The sequence below is a fragment of the Variovorax sp. PAMC 28711 genome, from assembly GCF_001577265.1.
Taxonomy (GTDB): Bacteria; Pseudomonadota; Gammaproteobacteria; order Burkholderiales; family Burkholderiaceae_C; genus Variovorax.
Map to the genome: position 1 here is coordinate 3,067,483 of NZ_CP014517.1, position 20,489 is coordinate 3,087,971.

Annotated in this window: 10 protein-coding genes and 3 pseudogenes; 7 read left to right on the forward strand and 6 right to left on the reverse strand. The window is 67.0% G+C overall.

Translation table 11 applies throughout. The annotated features are described in order from the left end of the window. Positions 1 to 39 precede the first annotated feature (39 nt). The 5 genes and pseudogenes from AX767_RS21920 to AX767_RS14915 all read right to left on the reverse strand — a co-directional run. Positions 40 to 3,069, reverse strand: a complete 3,030-nt coding sequence (locus AX767_RS21920; RefSeq protein ID WP_443082782.1) for a GH36-type glycosyl hydrolase domain-containing protein — start codon at positions 3,067 to 3,069, stop codon at positions 40 to 42. Positions 3,070 to 3,186: 117 nt separating this feature from the next. Further along, positions 3,187 to 7,214 (reverse strand): annotated as a pseudogene (locus tag AX767_RS21925) (glucoamylase family protein); the annotation flags it as partial. A 1,023-nt stretch (positions 7,215 to 8,237) separates the two neighbouring features. After that, positions 8,238 to 8,456: a hypothetical protein gene (locus AX767_RS21040; protein WP_082755026.1), complete on the reverse strand. Its 219-nt coding sequence runs from the start codon at positions 8,454 to 8,456 to the stop codon at positions 8,238 to 8,240. Between the two features lie 167 nt (positions 8,457 to 8,623). After that, on the reverse strand, positions 8,624 to 9,700 hold the full coding sequence (locus AX767_RS14910) for a GGDEF domain-containing protein (RefSeq protein WP_068632055.1): 1,077 nt from the start codon (positions 9,698 to 9,700) through the stop codon (positions 8,624 to 8,626). 61 nt (positions 9,701 to 9,761) lie between these two features. After that, positions 9,762 to 10,013: pseudogene (locus AX767_RS14915) on the reverse strand (phosphoenolpyruvate carboxylase); the annotation flags it as partial. A 163-nt stretch (positions 10,014 to 10,176) separates the two neighbouring features. Here AX767_RS14915 and AX767_RS21400 point away from each other — a divergent pair. Both AX767_RS21400 and AX767_RS14920 read left to right on the forward strand, forming a co-directional pair. Next, positions 10,177 to 11,073: a hypothetical protein gene (locus AX767_RS21400; protein WP_156481045.1), complete on the forward strand. Its 897-nt coding sequence runs from the start codon at positions 10,177 to 10,179 to the stop codon at positions 11,071 to 11,073. Positions 11,074 to 11,210: 137 nt separating this feature from the next. Next, positions 11,211 to 11,917 (forward strand): annotated as a pseudogene (locus tag AX767_RS14920) (IS5 family transposase). A 185-nt stretch (positions 11,918 to 12,102) separates the two neighbouring features. On the opposite strand, the gene ppc reads toward AX767_RS14920, so the two are convergent. Beyond that, the gene (gene ppc, locus AX767_RS14925) at positions 12,103 to 14,931 is read right to left on the reverse strand and encodes a phosphoenolpyruvate carboxylase (protein WP_068632057.1); all 2,829 of its coding nucleotides are present in this window, start codon (positions 14,929 to 14,931) and stop codon (positions 12,103 to 12,105) included. Between the two features lie 97 nt (positions 14,932 to 15,028). On the opposite strand from ppc, the gene hemC reads away from it, so the two are divergent. The 5 genes from hemC to AX767_RS14950 all read left to right on the forward strand — a co-directional run bounded on the left by hemC (position 15,029) and on the right by AX767_RS14950 (position 20,489). Continuing rightward, positions 15,029 to 15,934, forward strand: a complete 906-nt coding sequence (gene hemC, locus AX767_RS14930) for a hydroxymethylbilane synthase (RefSeq protein ID WP_068632058.1) — start codon at positions 15,029 to 15,031, stop codon at positions 15,932 to 15,934. Between the two features lie 11 nt (positions 15,935 to 15,945). Next, positions 15,946 to 16,719: a uroporphyrinogen-III synthase gene (locus AX767_RS14935; RefSeq protein ID WP_068632059.1), complete on the forward strand. Its 774-nt coding sequence runs from the start codon at positions 15,946 to 15,948 to the stop codon at positions 16,717 to 16,719. Then, positions 16,716 to 17,807 (forward strand): uroporphyrinogen-III C-methyltransferase, encoded by a 1,092-nt coding sequence (locus tag AX767_RS14940; protein WP_156481046.1) that lies wholly within the window; start codon positions 16,716 to 16,718, stop codon positions 17,805 to 17,807. Before AX767_RS14935 ends, AX767_RS14940 begins: the two co-directional genes overlap by 4 nt. Before the next feature lie 5 nt (positions 17,808 to 17,812). After that, positions 17,813 to 19,096 carry a heme biosynthesis HemY N-terminal domain-containing protein gene (locus AX767_RS14945; RefSeq protein WP_068632060.1) on the forward strand — a complete coding sequence of 428 codons (1,284 nt, stop codon included), beginning with the start codon at positions 17,813 to 17,815 and terminating at the stop codon, positions 19,094 to 19,096. Between the two features lie 316 nt (positions 19,097 to 19,412). After that, on the forward strand, positions 19,413 to 20,489 hold the full coding sequence (locus AX767_RS14950) for a polysaccharide biosynthesis/export family protein (RefSeq protein ID WP_082755158.1): 1,077 nt from the start codon (positions 19,413 to 19,415) through the stop codon (positions 20,487 to 20,489).

A 20,489-nucleotide genomic window follows, 5' to 3' on the forward strand; every position in this document is an offset into this window, starting at 1 on the left:
CGCCCTCGGCCCCGCCCTGAACGGCAACCCCGCCCCAGGTCAGATCTTCAGATGCAGCACACCACCATCCGGCAGTGCGGTCCGCGAGACCCATTCGCCCGGCGCCGCGTGCGTCGCACCGCTCTCCTGCCCGTGATGGGTGTCGCGGCTGCAGCGGATGGTGAGCGTGCGGCCGTCGAGATTCAGGGTGATCTCGAAGCCTGGCCAGTGGCTCGGAATGCGGGGCGTCACAGCGAGTTTGTCGCCACGCACTTCGAGGCCGAGCAGGGTCTCGATGGCAGCGCGGTGCAGCCACGCGGCGGACCCGGTGTACCAGCTCCAGCCGCCGCGGCCCACATAGGGCGCCGCGCCGTAGATGTCGCCGGCCATCACGTAGGGCTCGATCTCGTAGAGCGGGCCGCGCTCGGGATGGCGCGCGCGGTGGGCGGGCGAGAGGCCCTCGAAGCTCTGCCACGCCGCGTCGACGTCGCCCTGCAGCGCCTGTGCCATGAGGCCCCACACGGCGGCGTGCGAGTACTGGCCGCCGTTTTCGCGCACACCCGGTGGATAGGCCTGGATGTAGCCGGGGCTGTTGACTGAGTTCGCGAGCGGCGGTGCCAACAGGCGCAACAAGCCCGCGGGCTCGTCGTGCAGATGCGATTCGAGCGAGGCCATCGCGGGCTTGGTGAACTGCTCGCTCGACGCGCCGGAGATGACCGACCACGCCTGCGCGATCAGGTCGATGCGGCATTCGTCGTTGGCCGACGAGCCGAGCGGTGCGCCGTTGTCGAAGAAGGCCCGACGGAACCAGGCGCCGTCCCAGCCGGCGTCGTGCAGTGCAGCGATCCAGCCTTGCCGTGCGTCGGTCCAGCGCGCGACGCGTTCGTGCTCGCCGCGGGCTTCGGCCAGCGGGAGGTACTGCGCGACCACGCTGCACAAGAACCAGCCGAGCCAGACCGATTCGCCCTTGCCTTCGTGGCCGACACGGTTCATGCCGTCGTTCCAGTCGCCGGTGCCCATCAGCGGCAGACCGTGCACGCCGGTCTTCAGGCTGTGGTCGATGGCGCGGGCCGCATGTTCGAACAGGCTCGCCACCTGGCCGGTGACCTGCGGCGCGTAGTACGCGTCTTCAGCGCCGTCCGGAATGCCGGGGCCGTCGATGAACGGCACGATCGCATCGAGCACCGCGTGGTCGCCGGTCACCTCGACGTAGTGGGCGCAGGCGTAGGGCAGCCACAGCAGGTCGTCGGAGAAATGCGTGCGCACGCCGGCACCGCCGGGCATGTGCCACCAGTGCTGCACATCGCCTTCGGGGAATTGCCGCGCGGCGTTGACGAGGATCTGGTCGTGCAGCCGCTTGGGGTCGGTCAGGGCGAAGGCCATGGCATCTTGCAACTGGTCGCGGAAACCGAAGGCGCCACCAGCCTGGTAGAAGCCGGCCTTGGACCACAGTCGGCACACCAGCGTTTGATACGGCAGCCAGCGGTTGACCATCGCATCGAACAGCGGATCGGGCGTGCGCACCTGCAGACGGCCGAGCAATTCGTCCCAGAAGCCGCGCGCTTGCGAGAGCGCTTGCGGCACGTCGCGCTGCTGCCAGCGGCGCGCGAGCTGCGTGGCCGCGTCGGCATCGGCGGCATGGCCGAGCACGAAGGTGAAGCGGGCGGTCGCGCCCGGCGCGAGCGTGAATTCGCCGGCGATCGCGGCGCAGGCATCGAGGCCGCTGCCGGCGCGTTGCGCCAGCGTGTCGGGCAGTTCCACCGTGCCGCGGCCGGCGAAGAATTCGCTGCGGTCGCAGGTCCATTGCGTGATGCCGCCGTTCAGCGTATCGAGTCCGGCGAGCTGCACGAAGGCCGTGCTGCCTCCGAAGCCGCCGCCCGATTCGCGCTGTTGCCCGAACACGGCCGGCTGGTCTTCCGGCTTCCAGGTGTGGACGGTGCGGCGGTCGCCGCGCTTGTCGCCAAGCTGCCACTCGACCATCGCGAGTGCGCGCAGCCGGCGCGAGCCGATGCCCTCGTGCCGCACGCTGACGTGCACCAGCTTCACCGGGTCGTCGCGGTCGGCGAAGAAGGTGGTTTCGAGCACGAGGTTGTGGTGAAGGCACTCGAACACCGTGTAGCCCTGGCCGTGGCGAACGCGGTGTCGCGCCGCGACCGCGCCGCGCCCGGCCGGCGTCAGCGGCAGCAGCTCGCGGGTGTCGAGGTCCTGCAGCAGCCAGTGCTCGAAGGCCGGGTCGGTCACCGGGTCGTTCGACCACGGCGTGACCTGGTGCATGCGGCTGTTCACCGCCCAGGTGTAGCCGGTGCCGGCCTCGGACACCTGGAAACCGAACGATGCGTTGGCGATCACGTTGACCCAGGGCCGCGCCGTGCGGCGGTTCAGGTCGACCTCGAAGGTGAACTCGCCCGTCGGCGCGTCGAAGCCGCCCTGCGGCGCGGTCACGCTCTCGGCCAGCTGGCCGAAGGACGGCAGCGCCGCGAGCGGAATGCTGCGCGGCCTGGGGGCGTCGGTGGCCGTCGACGGCGAAGCGGCGGCCGAGGCATCGCGCAACGCGGCCGCCACCTGCACTTCGAGCGCGCGGCCGTCGGCGCTGAACACGGCGCGTGCCAAGCTCGACAGCGCCGCCTTTTCCGAGGGCGCAACGTCCTGGTCGCGCAGCAGGTAGAAGCCGGCCGCGTCGTTGCGCGGAAAACTGTTCTGCGTTTCCTGCCCGACCCGGGCTCGCAGCGCCTCGATCTCGCGTTGCAGCGGCATCAGGTACGAATTCGGCTCGCTGTTGATCACCACCAGGTCGCAGGCCACGCCGCCGAAACCCCACCACGGCTGGGCGCGCAGCAGGGTGTTGATGAGGCGCATGCCGGTGAGCGAGTGGATCAGCACCAGCACGATCGGCTTGTCGCCCGAAATGCCGAAGCGCCAGATCTGGCGCAGGTCGATGAGGCCGCGGTCGCGCATGACGCGCGGCGTCGTGTAGGTGAGGATGGTCGTGAGGTCTTGCAGCGCGAGGTTCTGCGCCGGGTCGATGCTCAGGTCGCGCAGCCGCACCTGCGCCAGCGTGGCCGCCATGCGGGCCGCGCGCGCCACGTGCATCGGTTGCAGGTAGCGGTCGATGGCGGGTTCCAGCGCTGCGACGTTGTCGTCGGCGGCGGTGGCGAAGGTGACGCGCGCCGTGGCGCCGGGGGCGATCTCGAGCTTCACGCGCAGGCAGGCGATGGCGTCGAGCCCGTTGATCGGCGTGCCGTCGGTCGCCATCGGCTGCGGATCGAGCGCGGGCGTGGCCAGCGTGCGATTGCGCCCGATGAAGGCACGGCGGTCGACCATGCAGTCGACCGACAGCACGTGCGCATCGACCGAGGCCACGAAGTGCGCGGCGGCCACCACCGGGTCGCCGTGCAGCCGTGGCTTGCGCGACAGCAGCAGCGCGCGCCATCCCGCTTCCCAGCGCGTTTCGACGAACAGGTTGGCAAAGGCCGGATGCGCCTCGTCGGCTTTCGGGTTCGACAGCACCGGCTCGAAGTACGAGATCAGTTCCATCGTGCGCGGGGTGTCGCCGGTGTTGTGGATCGCGACGGTGCGCAGCTCGGTGTCGTCCTCGGGCTGATGAGCACGGTGGTGCGCACCTGCAGGCCGGGCGCCTTCGCATCGAACTGCACCTGGTCGGCCAGGAAGCGCGCGCGGTACTGCCAGTCGGCGCCGGGTGCCGGCAGGGCCGTGACCGAGGTGAGCACGCGATCGCCGACGTCGCGCAGGTAAAAGAAGGTGCCGTAGCTGTCGCGCAGCGGGTCGTCGCGCCAGCGCGTGACGTTGAACGAACGCCAGCGGCTCACGCCGGCGCCGTTGGCGCGCAATGCCACCGTGTAGCGGCCGTTCGACAGCAGGTGCGTGGGCTGGAAACCGGGCGCCGAGGGATCGACCGCGCGCGGCTGGAACACCGGCGGCGCTTCGCCCTCGGTCGGCTCGGGCGGCGTGCGCGGGTCGGCGCTGCCGATGATCTGGCGCGGCGTGCGTTCGTGCAGCAGCGACACATGGGCCTCGACCAGCGGCGCGCTGGCGAACCAACGGCGCGGCGCATCGTCCCTCAGCACGTTGCACAGCGCGACCAGCGACATGCCCTGGTGGTGCGCCATCACATTGCGCACCACGGTCGAAGGCTGGCCTTCCGGCTGCCGCGACACGGTGAAATCGACCGCATCGAAGAAGCCGAATTCGCCGCGCGCGCCCATCGACTCGAGCAGACGCAGGTTGACCACCGCATCGTCGGGCGCCATCAGCGTCGCCATCGCGCTCGCGTACGGTGCGACGACGCGGTCGGTCGGCGGCGTCCTGCGCAGCGCGAGGCGCGGCACGCCGAAGGGCGAGTACTGGAAGGCGAGCGAATGGTCCTGCGCGAAGTAGGCCGATTCCGAAACGCCCCAGGGCAGTTGCTGCGCCTGCCCGAAGGCCTGTTGCTCGGCCACGGCGGCGCGGTTGGCCACTTGCAGCAGGCCGTTGTCGGGTTCGGGCATCACCAGCGCCGGCATCAGGTACTCGAACATCGAGCCCGACCACGACTTGAGGCTGGGCTTGTCGCCGACCGAGAGGAAAGGCCGGCCGAGCGCCATCCAGTGTCGCCGCGGCGCATCGCCCTTGGCGATCGCCAGGAAGCTGAGCAGGCGCGACTCCGAGGCCAGCAGGTCGTAATAGCTCGCGTCGAGCGCGTTGTCTTCCACCCGCAGTCCGATGTGGAACAGGTGACGCTTGGCGTCATAGAGGCCGCTGAAGTCCATGCCGTCGCTCAGCGCTTCGCAGCGCTTCGCCAAGGTCTCCAGCGCGGCGGCCTCGGCGCCGTCCTGTGCCGCGAAGGCACGGCAGGCCTGCGCGACGGCGATGAGGTGGCCGGCGAAATTGCCGCTGTCGACGCTCGACACGTAGGCCGGCGGCAAGAGGCGCAGCGACTGCGTGTCGTACCAGTTGTAGAGATGGCCCTGGTGCTTGTCCATTCGGTCGATCGTGTCGAGCGTGGCGTTCAGGCGCGTCGCGAGGCCGGCCGAATCGGTCCAGCCGAACTCGCGCGCGCAACAGGCCGCCAGCATGTACATGCCGATGTTGGTGGGCGAGGTGCGGTGCGCGAGCGTCGGCTGCGGTTCGAGCTGCAGGTTGTCCGGCGGCAGGTGGTTGTCGTCCGGGCCGACCACGTGCTCGAAGAAGCGCCAAGTGTCGCGCGCGAGCGTGGCGAGGTAGTCGCGGTGGTCGTCGCTGAGCGGATACGCCGGGGCATCGGCGTGCGGCACGCGGCTGCTCCACCACGAGAGCAAGGGGCCGCAGGCCCACACCACGAAGAGCGCCGGTGCCAGCCACGGGTGGCGCGTCCAGTGCGCGGCGATGGCCAGCGCGGTGCACAGCGTGATCGTGGTGAGGCCGGCGCGCAGGAAGGGCACCAGGTGATAGCGCGCCTGTGCCTGTGCCTGGTCGGCGGTCGTCCATTCGAGGAGGTGACGGCGGCTGACGCCGAGGCGCCAAAGCGCGCGCAGCGTGGCGTCGACCAAGAGGCGTGCCTGCGAGAAGAGTCGCACGAACTGCCAGGCCGCGCTGGCGAGGCCGCGCAGCAGGTCGACGAAGCCGACGTCGAAGAAGTGGCGCAGCTCGATGGACCGGCGCGTGGGCACCAGGCCGGCCAGCGCGCCGAGCAGCGGTCCGAGGATGAGCGCACTGCCCACGGCGGCCAGCGTCCACTGCAAGGGCAGCGCGCCGGTGAACACGACCCAGACCAGCAGCAAGACCGATACCGGCACCACCGTCGAGCGGCGCAGGTTGTCGGCCATCTTCCAGAGGCCGAGCGCATCGATGCCGTAACGGCCGGCGCGCAGCATCAGGGGCAGCAGTTGCCAGTCGCCGCGCGTCCAGCGGTGCACGCGGGAGCCCGCCACGCCGGCGTGGTGCGGATGGTCTTCGATGAGCACGAGGTCGCTCACCACGGCGCAGCGCGCCACCGTGCCTTCGAGCAGGTCGTGGCTCAGCACCGCGCCTTCGGGCAGGCGGCGGTCCAGCGTATCGTGCATGGCGCTCACGTGAAGCAGGCCCTTGCCGGTGAAGGAACCGGTGCCGAAGAGATCCTGGTAGATGTCGGAGGCGCCACTGCTGTAGGGGTCGAGCCCGCACTGGCCAGCGAACAGCCAATGGAAGAACGAGCGCTCGTGGCGTTCCGGAAACGGCGTCACGATGCGCGGCTGCAGGATGCCGAAGCCGTGCGTGACGCGCCGCGTCGCCGGGTCGATCTGCGGTGTGTTGAGCGGATGCGCGGCAATGGCCACCAGTTCGCGCAATGCGCCGGGCGGCAGGCCGGTATCGCTGTCGAGCGTGACGATATACGGCGCCTGCTGCGCGAGTTGGAGGCCCTCGGCCAGGGGCAGGTAGCCGCTGGCGTCGCCGGTGGCCAGCCACCGCACCAGCATTTCGAGCTTGCCGCGCTTGCGTTCCCAACCCATCCAGCGTCGTTCGGTCTCGCTCCAAGTACGCGGTCGCTGCAGCAGCAGAAAGCGGGGCGGCTCGCCGTTGCCGGCGGGGTAGCGCACATTCAGGTCGGCGATGCGTTGCAGCGCCTCGTCGAGCAGCGGCTGATCGGCGGGCAGCGACTGCTGCGGTGCATCGGCCCAGTCGGTCAGCAAGGCGAACTGGGCGTTGTCTTCCCGGTTGGCGAGCCAGTGCAGTTCGAGCCGGCGCGCGAGTTGGGCGCTGCCGCGCACCGACGTCAGCATGGCGGGTACGACGACCAGCACGCGGTGGGCAGACGGGATGCCGTCGGGGAATTCGAGGCGCGGCAGGGGCTGTACGCGCGCCGATTCGGCGACGATGCGATGCACCAGCGCCATCACCGATTCGGACAGCGGCCAGAGCAGCAGCGCGAGCGCCAGCGTGGTCATCCATCCCGCATCCGGCCAGCCGGCCTTGTGCAGGAAATGCACCACGAGCATCAGCACCAGCGCGGTGCTGGCGACGACGGTGCCCACGTAGAGCGGCAGGCGCAACGACCCGTCGCGTGCGGCGTTCGTCGCGCGGCCACTGACGGCTCTGTCGCTGCCGCTGTCTGAAACCGTCGGTCGCAGCGCGCCGATGAGCACCCGCCGGCCACGGCCGAAGAGGTAATAGCCTGCGGTGCAGGGCGCCGCGCCATCGGGCGGCACCGCGCACGCGAGACGCACCACGGCTTGCGCCACTTCGCGTTCGGGCCGTTGCGTGGTGCGCGCGACCTGCTCCATCGCGTGCGTGATCTGCTGGCGCGTGAGCTCGCTTTCGTCGGCAAAGCTCGGGAGCTCGCGCAGCACGCGCAGCGAACGGCTCACCGGCTCGATCAGGTCGGCCCACTCGACCTGGCCGATCAGCCGCAACGTGGTGATGATGTTGCCGACCGTGAGGTTGGCGGCCGCCTGGTCGGCATGCGCCACGCCGATCAGCGCAGGGCCGCTCGGGCAGTGCTGTTCGGTCCAGCGCACCAGCGGTGGCGCGTTGTCACCGTGCTCGACCGGCAGGCGCTGCCACAGCTGGGTGAGGTAGCTGTCTTCGAGGCCGCGGCTTTGGAGCCCGCGGTAAAGCACGTCGAGGTCTTGCACCGACAGCGTGGCGGCCGCGTCCCACGCGGCATGCGCGACCTCGCGCGCCACCTTGTTCGCGGCGATGCTCTCGGCGACCCGCCGGAGGTTCTCGAGCAGCACGACGCGCAGCGTGGTCGGCAGCGCCCAGAGCTCGCCGAGGGTGAGTTCGTCGATGTCCTGGTAGGCGTCCAGGAAGGCGGTGAACAGCGCCTGGTTCAGCACGCTGTCGGTATGCGCCACATAGGCCCACGCGATGCCGTAGACGCGCGGCAGGCCCGCCAGCGGCGGCGCCTCCAGCTTGGGCAGGCGCGCGTAGTAGCTGCGCGGAACCCCCTCGCGGATTTGCTGCAGCTGCGCTTCGACCAGATGGAAGTTGTCGAGCAGCCATTCGGCCGCCGGCGACACATAGCGCCCGGTGCGCGAGGTCAGCGCGATGTAGTCGAAGGCGCTGCGCAGCGAAGCGAGGTTCTCGTCGACGCGCGGAAAGAACGGCGCGCCGCCAATGGCCGCGTTCTCGTCCTGCACCACCTGCGCGCGCGCGAGGCTGCGCCCGTGCTGCTCGAAGCGCTGTGAGCCGAAGAGCTCGGCACGAATCGGAGGTTCAACCGCGTCGTGCGGTCGGGTGAGAAGCTGGAGTGCGTAGTCGCTGAGCGAGTCGAGGCGATCGAAGAGGGTATCGGCAGCCACGCGTCAGGCGAGGGCCACCATGCCGAGTGCAATCACCAGGGCTGCAAACGCCACCGTCACGATGCGGCCAGCCGCGATCGAGTGCACGCGCTGCATGCCGCTGCGCAGCGAGAACATCCTGCCATGCGCCCGCGCGCAATCTCGCATATGCAACGCGAGTGCATTGACATCACCGGTGACGAAATCGGCTTGCGAAAGAGCGGAGGACTGGGGCGTTGACATGGGGATTCCCTGTGACGGCCTTGCAGCCGCTGCGCAATGAAAAATGCGCAAAAAAAGCAAGCTGTGTGGTGGACTTCAGGGTAGTCCGGAACCTTGCCGGGAACACCGCCGTTGCAGCGGTTGTGAGCGTAGGAGGCGGCGCACAACGGGCACCGACGCGGCCCATCCTACGCTACTGGTGTCGCGGAGGCGTCTGCCACGCGCACCGTGTCGCGACCAGATTGTTTGGCCTTGAGCATGGCCAGGTCGGCTCGGTGCAGCGTTTCCAGGACGGCTTCGCCGTTGCGCATGCCGGCCACGCCGACCGACACGGTGAGTTGTCCGTCGGGCCGCGGCACGGCTGCCAGCAGCAGGCGCAGGCGAACCGCGAGTTTCAGGGCCTTGTCTTCCCCCTGGTCGGGCAGCAGAACGCAGAATTCTTCCCCGCCCAGCCGGCCCAACACGTCGCTGGCGCGCAATGCCTGCCGCAACACGTCCGACATGCTGCGCAACACGGCATCACCGGCCGCGTGGCCGTGACCGTCGTTGAGGCGCTTGAAATGATCGATGTCCAGATAGAGCAGCGTGAGCGGCGCGCCGGACGCGCGCGCCCGGGCGGCCGCGGTTTCGGCCAGTTGCAGGAACTCCGCCCGGCTCCGGGCGCCGGTGAGCGTGTCGGTGACCGACAGCTCGGCCAACTGGCATTCCTGGTCGAAAGCGCGTTGCTGGTAGTCCTGCAGTCGGAGGTGGCTGACCAGACCCGTGACGAGGGCCATCACCGCGAACAGCACGCTGAACACCGTGTCGGTGCGGCTGGCGGTGTAATCGATCAGGAAAGGCAGGAACATGGCGTAGCAGGCCAGCGCGCCGCCGATCCACTGGCCCAGCGTGATCCAGAAGAAGCTGCTCGTCAACACGATGATCGCGGCCGCCGGCACGAAGTAAATCAGCGGTCGGTCGGTGCCCAACGCGCCCAGGTAGCTGTTGAAGCTCACCGTGGCAATGGTCGCCATGCACGCGAAGCCGTAGGCGCGAACCGAAGGCGCCCGGACGATGATGAAGGCGAACAGCGCCGTCATCGGCAGCAGCAGCACCCGCAGCCAGACGTACTCCGGTGTGGGAATCAGCAGCCGCGCCAGCAGGGCCACCGCCGACCCCAGCACGGCCGTCGTGCCCATTTCGAATGCAGTGAGCTGCAGGCGCCTGAGCGTCTGCTGGCGATAGGCGTCTTCGCGCGCGGCGGCGACTGTCTTGTCGGATTTCAATGGCACCTCTTGTTCTGGCAAGGAGGTGGAGTTTGCCGGGTTCGGGCCGGTGCCGCCCGACTCACCCCGTGTTGCGCAACCCCGCAGCCACCCCGTTGATCGAAATGTGGATGCCGCGTTGAAGCCGTTCACCGCCTTCTCCCGCGCGATAGCGGCGCATCAGTTCGACCTGCACGTGGTGCAGCGGATCGATATACGGAAAGCGGTGCCGCACCGAGCGCTGCATGTCGGCGTTGCCTTCGAGCCGTTGCTTGGCGCCGGTGATGAGGGTGAGCGCATCGGACGTGCGATGCCACTCGGCCTCGATCATCGAGTGGTCCCGCGTTGGGTGGTGCCTGCGTGGTTAAGGTGCTTTTTTTGGCCGACTCGTGACGAAGCGCACAAGCTGAGCATTCCCCGAGCAGTATCGACCGAGAAATCAGATCTTTTGTTTACAATTGGTAAACTTTAAAACTTAAATCGCACTGGGGAAACGCATGAAGATCAAGAAGAGAATTTTAGTGTTGGCGTTAATCGCCGTTCTAGCTCTGGGCGAAGCCGCTGTGCAATTATCTGGAATGGTTGATTTCCCGATTTATATGGCAGATAAGGAAATTGGCTATATCCCAGCTCCAAATCAGTCGGGTTCATTTTTGCGATCCCATGATTGGCGATTCAATGAGTTTAGTATGGGCGCTGGCCCATTCAAACCCGACTCTAATCGTTTCAATGTGTTGTTGATCGGGGACTCTCTAGTGCTTGGCGGCAATCCAATTTCCGAGGAAGATCGGTTGGGACCGCAGTTGGAAAAGCTGACCAATTGGCAGGTGTGGCCGATTTCCGCAGGGAGTTGGGCGCTGCAAAACGAGTTGACCTACTTGAAACAGCATCGCGATCTTCTTGAAAAAATTGACGCTATTATTTGGTTGTCAAATTCTGGTGATTTTGACGAGCCGTCCAGCTGGGCGTCTGAAATGACGCACCCACGGCATCATCCTTTTCCTGGAATTATATATTTGGCAAAAAAGTACCTGCTCAAGGAGAGGCCTCAGCCGTCACCATCTCAACTTAAAGTGGCCAAGAGGGAATGGCGCAATGATTTTAATGAGGTTGCAGAAAAATTTAATAAGCCAATCTATTTATTTTTGTATCCCGACATTGGCGAACTGAAGGCTGGAAATATTTCAACAAATCGTCTTAATGCGTTGATTCCTGATATAGAGAAAAGTATTTCGAGGAATGTGCGAATTTTCAAGGTTGCGGATTCTGTCGAATGGACGCCAGCTCTCTATCGTGATGAAATTCACCCAAGTCGCGACGGAAACACCGTACTGGATAAAATTTTCTACAGCAATATTTGTAACCAAAATACGCTGAAGACCATTTGTAAGTAGATTTACGGTGTAGATAACCACTCAACGCGCGAATGCTGACTTTCTTCGCCCCGCGGCAACATGTACTAAGGACAGTCTGCATAAATCCATCCCCGGTGTGCTTGTCTGATCGTGTGGCTGCGGCGACGATGTGATGCATGAAGCAAAGCGATCTGGGCCTTAACCTCACGAGCAAGCGCACACGCAAGCGTGAGTTCCTCGCGCAGATGGAGCGCGTGGTGCCGTGGGCGGCGCTGGTCGAACTGCTGGCGCCCTTCGCCCCCGAAGGCAAGAAAGGCCGCCCACCCTTCGAAGTGGAGACCATGCTGCGCATTCATTTCATGCAACAGTGGTTCACCCTGTCGGATCCGGCGATGGAAGAGGCGCTGCACGACGTGCCTTTGTTCCGCGAGTTCGCCAGCCTGGGCTGGGACAGCCGATTGCCCGACGAGAGCACCATCCTTCGGTTCCGCCACCTGCTGGAGAAGCACAAGCTGGCCGAGCACATCCTCGCGCTCGTCAACGATCTTCTGACCGGCAAAGGCTTGCTGCTCAAGGCCGGCACGGTGGTCGATGCCACGTTGATCGCAGCGCCCAGCTCGACCAAGAACAAGGATGGCCAGCGGGACCCCGAGATGCATCAGTCCAAGAAAACGCGATCGATGCCTTGATCGACCAGGTCGAGAAGCTCAAGGCTGGCGTGCGCGCCAAGGTCGAGCATCCGTGCAGGGTGATCAAGCGGCAGTTCGGCCATGCGAAGGTGCGCTACCGTGGATTGAAGAAGAACACGGCGCAACTGGTCACACTGTTCGCGCTGTCGAACCTGTGGATGGTGCGGCACAAATTGATTGCGATGCAGGGATGAGCGCGCGTGCTGCCTGGCAAAACTCGCGTGCAAGGGCGAAAGGGGCCGCAATCTGCCTTCGCGCGGTGCCCCAATCAATGTGAAGTCGGCTTCAGCGGGGGCCGCTGACCTTCAGGCATCTCAGATGCACGCTGGGAATCGCTTTGTTCAGACCATCCCTAAGCGCCCGGAGAACTGAGCCCGACTCACCCCGTGTTGCGCAACCCCGCAGCCACCCCGTTGATCGAAATGTGGATGCCGCGTTGAAGCCGTTCACCGCCTTCTCCCGCGCGATAGCGGCGCATCAGTTCGACCTGCAGGTGGTGCAGCGGATCGATGTACGGAAAGCGGTGCCGCACCGAGCGCTGCATGTCGGCGTTGCCTTCGAGCCGTTGCTTGGCGCCGGTGATGAGGGTGAGCGCATCGGACGTGCGATGCCACTCGGCCTCGATCATCGAAAACACCTTTTGCCGCAGCTTGCGATCGGCCACCAGCTCGGCGTAGCGCGATGCGAGCGCCAAGTCGCTCTTGGCGAGCACCATGTCCATGTTCGACAGCAGCGTGCGAAAGAACGGCCACTGGGCGTACATGCGCTGCAACAGGACAGCGCGCTCCTTGCGCTCGGCGGGCTTGCTGTCGGCCAGGAACTGTTCAATGGCCGAGCCGAAGCCGTACCAGCCCGGCAACGTGAGCCGGCACTGGCCCCAGCTGAAGCTCCACGGCACCGCGCGCAGGTCTTCGATCTTGTGGCTCGGATTGCGCGATGCGGGGCGCGAGCCGATGTTGAGTTCGGCGATCTCACGGATCGGCGTGGCGCCGAAGAAGTAGTCGCCGAAGCCGGGGGTTTCGTAGACCAGCTTGCGGTAGGCCGCCATGCTCGCCGTCGACAGCACGTTGGCGGTCGCGAGGAACGAGGCCGGCGCTGCTTTCGGCGGCGGCAGCAAGGTCGCTTCGAGCGTGGCTGCCACGAGCGTCTCGAGGTTGCGCCGGCCGATCTCGCGGTTGGCGTATTTCGAGCCGATGACTTCGCCCTGTTCGGTGAGCCGGATCTGGCCGCGCACGGTGCCGGGGGGCTGCGCGAGGATCGCCTGGTAGCTCGGTCCGCCGCCGCGACCGACCGTGCCACCGCGGCCATGGAACATGCGCAGGCGGATGCCGAGGGCGAGCTCATCGAACAGCGCGACGAGCGCGGTGCCGGTGCGGTACAGCTCCCAGTTGCTGGTGAAGATGCCGCCGTCCTTGTTGCTGTCGCTGTAGCCGAGCATCACGTCCTGTTCGGCGCCTGAGCGCTGCACCAGCGCGGCGATCCCGGGCAGCGCGTAATACGCGCGCACGATGGGCGCGGCATTGCGCAGGTCTTCGATGGTCTCGAACAGCGGCACCACGATGAGGTCGACCACCGCGTCGGCGCTCAGCGTGCCGCGCAGCAGGCCCACCTCCTTTTGCAGCACCAGTGCTTCGAGCAGGTCGCTGACCGTTTCGGTGTGGCTGATGATGTAGTGGCGGATGGCGGCGGTGCCGTAGGTCGCGCGCATCGTGCGGGCCGCCGCGAAGATGGCGAGCTCCTTGGTGGTGAGCGGTTCGTAGTCGGCATCGGGCACGCGCAGCGGCCGGGCGTCGTCGAGCAGCTTCAGCAAAAGCACCTGCTTGGCCTCTTCGTCGAGCGCGCTGTAGTCGGACTCGATGCGCGCCGCCTTGAGCAGGTCGGCCACCACGGCTTCGTGCTTGTCGGAACTCTGGCGCAGGTCGACCGTCGCGAGATGAAAGCCGAACACCTCGACCGCGCGGATCAGGGGTCCGATGCGGTGGGCGATGAGCACGCCGCCATGTTTTTCGCGCAGCGAATCGGCCACGGTGCGCAGGTCGGCGAGAAACTCTTCCGCGTTGGCGTACGGGTTCTGCGGTGCCACTGCGTGGCGCGCGGCGTCGCCGCCTGTGAGCTTTTTCAGCGTCGCGGCAAGGCGCGAATACACGCCGGTGAGCGCGCGGCGATAGGGCTCGTCGACGCGATGTTCGTTGGTGTCGGGCGAGCGCTCGGCGAGCGTGCTCATCTCGACCGACACATCGACCAGCGTGGCCGACAGCGACAGCTCGCCGCCGAGGTAATGCACTTCGGTGAGGTAGTGGCGCAGCACGAGTTCCGACTGGCGCTTGAGCGCGTACTCGAGCGTTTCGGATGTCACGTACGGATTGCCGTCGCGGTCACCGCCGATCCACTGGCCCATGCGCAGGAAGGGCGCGATCGGCGCGGTGCCGTCCTGCCCGAGCGCGAGTTCGAGTTCGGCGTAGACGCGCGGAATCTCGCGCAGGAAGGTCGCTTCGTAATAGCTCAGCGCGTTCTCGATTTCGTCGGCCACCGTCAGCTTGGAAAAGCGCAGCAGGCGGGTCTGCCAGATCTGCGTGACGCGGGTGCGAATCTGTTGTTCGTTGTCGGCCAGCTCGAGCGGCGTGAGCGCGTCTTTCTGGCCGGCAAAGAGTTGCTGGCGCTGGCGAATCTCGTCGCGCAGCGTGATGAGCTGCGCGATGCCGCGTTCGGCGTCCAGGATGCTCTTGCGCTGGACCTCGGTCGGGTGCGCGGTGAGCACCGGCGACACGTAGCTGTGCGCGAGGCTTTCGACGATGGCGGCCGGGGCGATGCCGGCCTTCTTGATGCGCGCGAGCGCCGTCTGCAGGCTGCCGTCGACGCTTTCTCCGGCTCGGTCGATGTCGGTCCGGCGGCGGATCAGGTGGCGGTCTTCCGCGAGGTTGGCCAGATGGCTGAAATAAGTGAAGGCGCGGATCACGCGCACCGTCTCGGCGGCGCTCAAGCCCTTGAGCAGGTTCTTCAACGCGCGGTCGGCCTGATGGTCGGCATCGCGGCGGAAGGCCACCGACAGCGTGCGGATCTTTTCGACCAGCGCATAAGTGGCTTCGCCTTCCTGCTCGCGGATCACGTCGCCGAGGATGCGGCCCAGAAGCCGGATGTCGTCGATGAGCGGCTGGTCCTCGCTCCTCGCGGAGCGTTTGGTGGCAGGCGGTGTCTTGTTGTTCTTCACTTCGACTGATCTCCTCGGGGTGACAGGGATAGCGGGGCGTTGCTGCAGCGCAACATGCTAGCATTCCGCGGGTCTTCTTTACCACTGGAAAACGGCCTTGAGCAACATCGTGATCGCCACGCGCGAAAGCCGTCTGGCCTTGTGGCAGGCAGAGCATGTCAAGGCACTGCTGCAAGAAAAGGGCCACAGCGTCAGCCTGCTCGGAATGACCACCCGGGGCGACCAGATCCTCGACCGCTCGCTGAGCAAGGTCGGCGGCAAGGGTTTGTTCGTTAAGGAACTCGAAACCGCCATTGAAGACGGTCGCGCCGACATCGCGGTGCATTCGCTCAAGGACGTACCGATGGACTTGCCCGCCGGCTTCGTGCTGGCCTGCGTGCTGGAGCGCGAAGACCCGCGTGATGCCCTGGTGTCGCCGCGCTATGCATCGCTGGACGCGCTGCCGCAGGGCGCCGTCGTCGGCACGTCGAGCCTGCGCCGCGTGGTGCTGCTGAAGGCGCTGCGTCCCGACGTGCGCATCGAGCCCTTGCGCGGCAACCTCGACACCCGCTTGCGCAAGCTCGATGAGGGCCAGTACGACGCGATCGTGCTGGCCGCGGCGGGCTTGATCCGGCTCGACCTCGCCAGCCGCATCCGCGTCGCCTTCGAGCCCGACACCCTGCTGCCCGCGGCCGGGCAGGGCGCACTGGGCATCGAAGTGCGGGCGGATCGCGTGGACCTCATCGAGGCGCTGGCGCCGCTGGCCAGCCAGCGCGACGGGCTCGCCACCGCGGCCGAGCGCGCGGTGAGCCGGTCGATGGGCGGCAGCTGCTCGATGCCGCTGGCCGCGCACGCGCGTTGGCAGCCGAGCGGCCATTTGCGCATCGATGCTGCCTGGGGCGACCCCGAAGGCCGGTCCGCGCTGGTCCGCGTGCATCTGGAAGACCGGGCCGACGACATGACCGAGGCCCGCTCGCTCGGGGAACGGGCGGCCGGGATGTTGCGCGCCGGCGGCGCGGGCTGAAGGCGACGACGATGGGCGGTGTGCGTGTCATTGTCACGCGGCCCTTGCGCGAGGCGCAACGGTGGGTGAACGACCTTCGCGCCGCCGGGGTCGATGCCGTCGCTCTGCCCCTCATCCAGATCGCGCCGGTGGACGATGTCGAGCCGTTGCGCGCGGCCTGGCGCCGTATCGACGCGTACGCAGCGGTGATGTCGGTGAGCGCTGCGGCCGTCGAAGAATTCTTCCGGCACCAACGGGCCGAGGCTTTGCAGCCCCTCCCGCGCTGGTGGGCGACCGGCCCCGGCACGGCGCGCGCGCTGGGGCAGGCCGGGGTGCCCGCAGCGTCGATCGACACGCCCGCCCACGACGCAGGCCGCTTCGATTCCGAAGCGCTGTGGGCGCACGTCCGTGCGCAGGTGACGCCCGGTGCGCGCGTGCTGATCGTGCGCGGCGGCGATGCGTCGGGGCGTCCGACGGGGCGTGACTGGCTGGCGCAGGAAGTCGACGCGGCGGGCGCACGGCGCGACACCGTGGTGGCCTATCGGCGACTCGCGCCCGGATTCGCCGCCAATGAACAAGCGATCGCCGCGGAGGGCGCATCGGGCCGGGCGATCTGGCTGTTCAGCAGCTCGGAAGCCATCGCCAATCTGCAGCAGGCGATGCCCGCCGCGAACTGGCACGCTGCGCGCGCTGTGGCGACGCATCCGCGCATCGCGCAAGCCGCGGCGGATGCGGGTTTCGGCACGGTTTGCCTCTCGCAGCCGCTCCAGGCGTCGCTGGTCGCGTCGATAGAATCGTTGGCATGAGCGCATCTGCTTCCCTGCCCAACGAAGACCTGCCGCAAGAGCCGGTGGCGATGGCGCAGGTGCCGGCGACGCTGACCCCCGCGGCGCACGCGAGCCTTGCCGCGCAGACCCTGTCGCGCATCGTGTTCGGCCTGCTGGCGCTGGTGGCCTTCGTGGCCCTGGCGATCGCGATCGCGCTGTGGCAGAAGGTCGGCAACATGCAGGAGCAACTGGCCCGGCAGAGCGGCGATGCGCTCGCGCAATCGCTCGAAGCGCGCACCCTGGCGCGCCAGGCACACGAAACGGTACGCGACACCGCGGCGCGGCTCGCGCTCGCCGAAACGCGAGTCGGCGAAGTGGCGCTGCAGCGTTCGCAGCTCGAAGAACTCATGCAGAGTCTTTCGCGCTCACGCGACGAGAACCTGGTGGTCGACATCGAATCGGCGGTCCGGCTGGCGTTGCAGCAAGCCGAGGTCACCGGCAACACCGAGCCGTTGCTGGCGGCGCTTAAGGCCGGCGACCAGCGCATCGCGCGCGCGGCGCAACCGCGGCTCGCGCCCTTGCAGCGCGCCATGCAGCGCGATGCCGACCGCATCCGCAGCCGTGCCAACAGCGACAGCAGCGAGGGGCTGCGCAAGCTCGACGACCTGATGCGCAGCGTCGACGACCTGCCCACGATCAATGCGGTGGCCGCGCGCAGTGGCGGCCTGAACGAGTGGCAGGCCGACGCCGTGCCGGCCGATGCGCCATGGTGGCGGCGGCTGCTCCTCACCGTGCGCAGCGAGGCGCGTTCGCTGGTGCGCGTCGGCCGCATCGACCAACCCGAGGCGGTGTTGCTGGCGCCGGAACAAACCTACTTCCTGCGGGAAAATCTCAAGCTGAAGCTCCTGAACCTGCGGCTCGCGTTGTTGTCGCGTCAGGTCGACAGCGCGCGCACCGAGCTCGCCACCGTGAGCGCGACGCTCAACCGCTATTTCGACCCGGCATCGCGTCGCACGCAGGCGGCCGCCACGCTGCTTCAGCAGTTGCAGGCGCAGGTGAAGTCGACGGAGCCGCTGCGCATCGACGACACCGTCGCTGCGTTGGCCACCGCGGCCGCGGGGCGCTAGCGGGCATGCGTATCGCGCTCTGGCTCCTGGCGCTGTTCGGCATCGCGGCCGCGGTGGCGCTGTTCGCCGGCAACAACCAGGGGACGATCACTGTTTTCTGGCCACCGTGGCGCGTCGATCTGTCGCTGAACCTCGTGCTGCTCTTGCTGACTGGCGCCTTCGTGCTGCTGCATCTGGCATTGCGCGGTCTCTCGGCCCTGTTTTCATTGCCCCGCCAGGCGCGGCAATGGCGAATGCAGCAAAAAGAGCGGGTGCTGCATGCATCGCTCCTGGACGCGTTGGCGCAGTTGCTGGCAGGCCGGTTTTCGCGGGCACGCAAGGCGGCACAGACTGCTTTGGTGCAGGAGCGAACCCTCGCCGCGCTCGACGCGCAGCTGCCCCAGGCGCAGCAGGTTCGGGTGCTGGCGCACTTGCTGGCTGCCGAGAGTGCGCAAGCCTTGCAGGACCATCCGGCGCGCGATGCGCATCTGCAGCAGGCGCTCAACGAAAGTGCCGGCGGCACCGGCGTGCCGACGCCGGAAACGCGCGAAGGCGTCCAGCTGCGCGCTGCGCGCTGGGCGCTGGAAGACCGGGATGCGCCGGCGGCACTCGCACGGCTGACAGAGTTGCCGCAAGGCGCGCAGCGTCGCACGCTGGCGCTGCGGCTTCACCTCCAGGCGGCTCGGCAGGACAAGCGCACGCTCGAAGCGCTCGAGACGGCACGCATGCTCGCCAAGCACGGTGCGTTTTCCGAGGCAGGGGCGCAAGGCATCGTGCGCGGGCTGGCCACCGATTTGCTGTCGGGCGCGCACGATCCGACGCAGTTGCGCGGCGCTTGGGCGCAGCTGGAGGTCGGTGAACGCGAGATGCCCGAGGTCGCGATCCACGCCGCGCAGCGAATGGTTGCGCTGCAAGGCGACGCCGGCGTGGCGCGCAACTGGTTGTTGCCCGTGTGGAACCGCATGGTCGCGCAGCCGGACAGCGTGGGCGATTCCCTTCGCGTGAAGTTGACGCGCGCACTGGAGGCGGGGCTCGACTCGGTCGACGCCGAATGGCTGGCACGCATCGAGTTGGCGCAGCGCAACAATCCACGCGACGCCAATCTGCAGTACCTCGCCGGCATGGCCTGCATGAAGCGTCAGCTCTGGGGCAAGGCCCAGCAATTGCTGACGCAGGCAGGCTCCGGCCTCCAGGACGTCGGTCTTTGCCGGCGTGCCTGGCAGGCTTTGGCGGTGCTGGCCGAGGGCCGGAACGACCCTGATCAGGCCGCTGTGGCCTGGAAGCGTGCGGCCCAAACCGAAAACCCCTGAGCGCAGCTGAATTTGTAAGTGAGGTTTTGCTATTGAATTCGTAGCAAACAAAGCTTGCTCTGCAAGGCAAAAATGCTCATTTTGGTACTTTTTGGAGCTAGTTCGAAAGTTCGCATTTCTCTGCCAAACGACTTAGCACCAGAAACAATTTGGGCATCGGGCAGGAGGTGAGGTACATTCGTAACTGTTAGCAAAAGTATTCATTCTTGGGTGATCTCGGGGGTTTGGTTTGAAGCGAATTCATCAATCTGTTGTGTCGGTGGTCTCTGCACTTGCGGCAATCGCCTTGTCGGGGTGCGCGATCGGGCCCGGCTACATGTCAACTGCGGACGCAGCGCGCACCGCGAGCACGAAGCCGGTCGCCGCGACGACCGGGGTCGGCGGCGCCGACGCCGACCGTCCGCCGGAGGGCGTGCTTGCCGCCATCTCGCCAGAGCTCATCCGGACGCAGTTCGCTGCCCGTCCGAAGGGGCTGCCACCCAGCGTGGCAGCGCTGCTGGGCGAGCCGGAGGTCTACAAGATCGGGCCCGGAGACGTCATCGGCATCACGGTCTTCGATCACCCTGAAATCATCTCCAGCGCAGTTCCAGCCACCACCGTGGCCGATCCGGCCAGCGTCTCGCCGGCACCGGGTTTCATCGTGTCGAACACCGGGCAACTCAGCTTCCCGTATGCCGGCACGCTGCGTGTGGCCGGCATGAGCGTCCAGGAGCTGGAAGACACCATCACGAAACGGCTCGCGCGCGTGTTCAAGGAACCGCAGGTCAACGTCCGCATCCAGGCCTTCCGTAGCAAGCGCGCCTATGTCGAGGGCGAAGTCCGGCTGCCCGGTCTTCAGGTGTTCACCGACATTCCGATGACGTTGCCCGAAGCCATCAGCCGCGCCGGTGGCGTTTTGCCGACGACGGGTGACCGCTCTTTCGTGACGCTCACGCGCAGCGGCGCCACCACGGCGATCGACCTGATGGGCATGGCCGAGGTCGGCGTCGACCCGAGCCGCATTCCGCTGCACAACGGCGACATGATCACCGTGCGCAGCCGTGAGGACCGCAAGGTCACCGTCATGGGCGAAGTGCTTCGTCCGCAAGCCATGCCGATGCGCAACGGCCGCCTGAGCCTGAACGATGCACTCGGCGAAGCAGGTGGCGTGGATCTGGGCACGGCAAATCCGGCGCAGATCTACGTGGTGCGCAACCGGGTCGAAGGCGGGCAGTCGATCTTCCATCTGGATGCGAGCAATGCGACGGCGCTGGCCATGGCCGATGGGTTTGCACTGGAGCCGAAAGACGTCGTTTTCGTCGATCCGGTGCCACTCGTTCGCTGGAGCCGCGTGGTCAACCTGCTGCTGCCGAGCGCCCAGGGTGCCAACCTGATCCGCGCGACCTACAAGTAG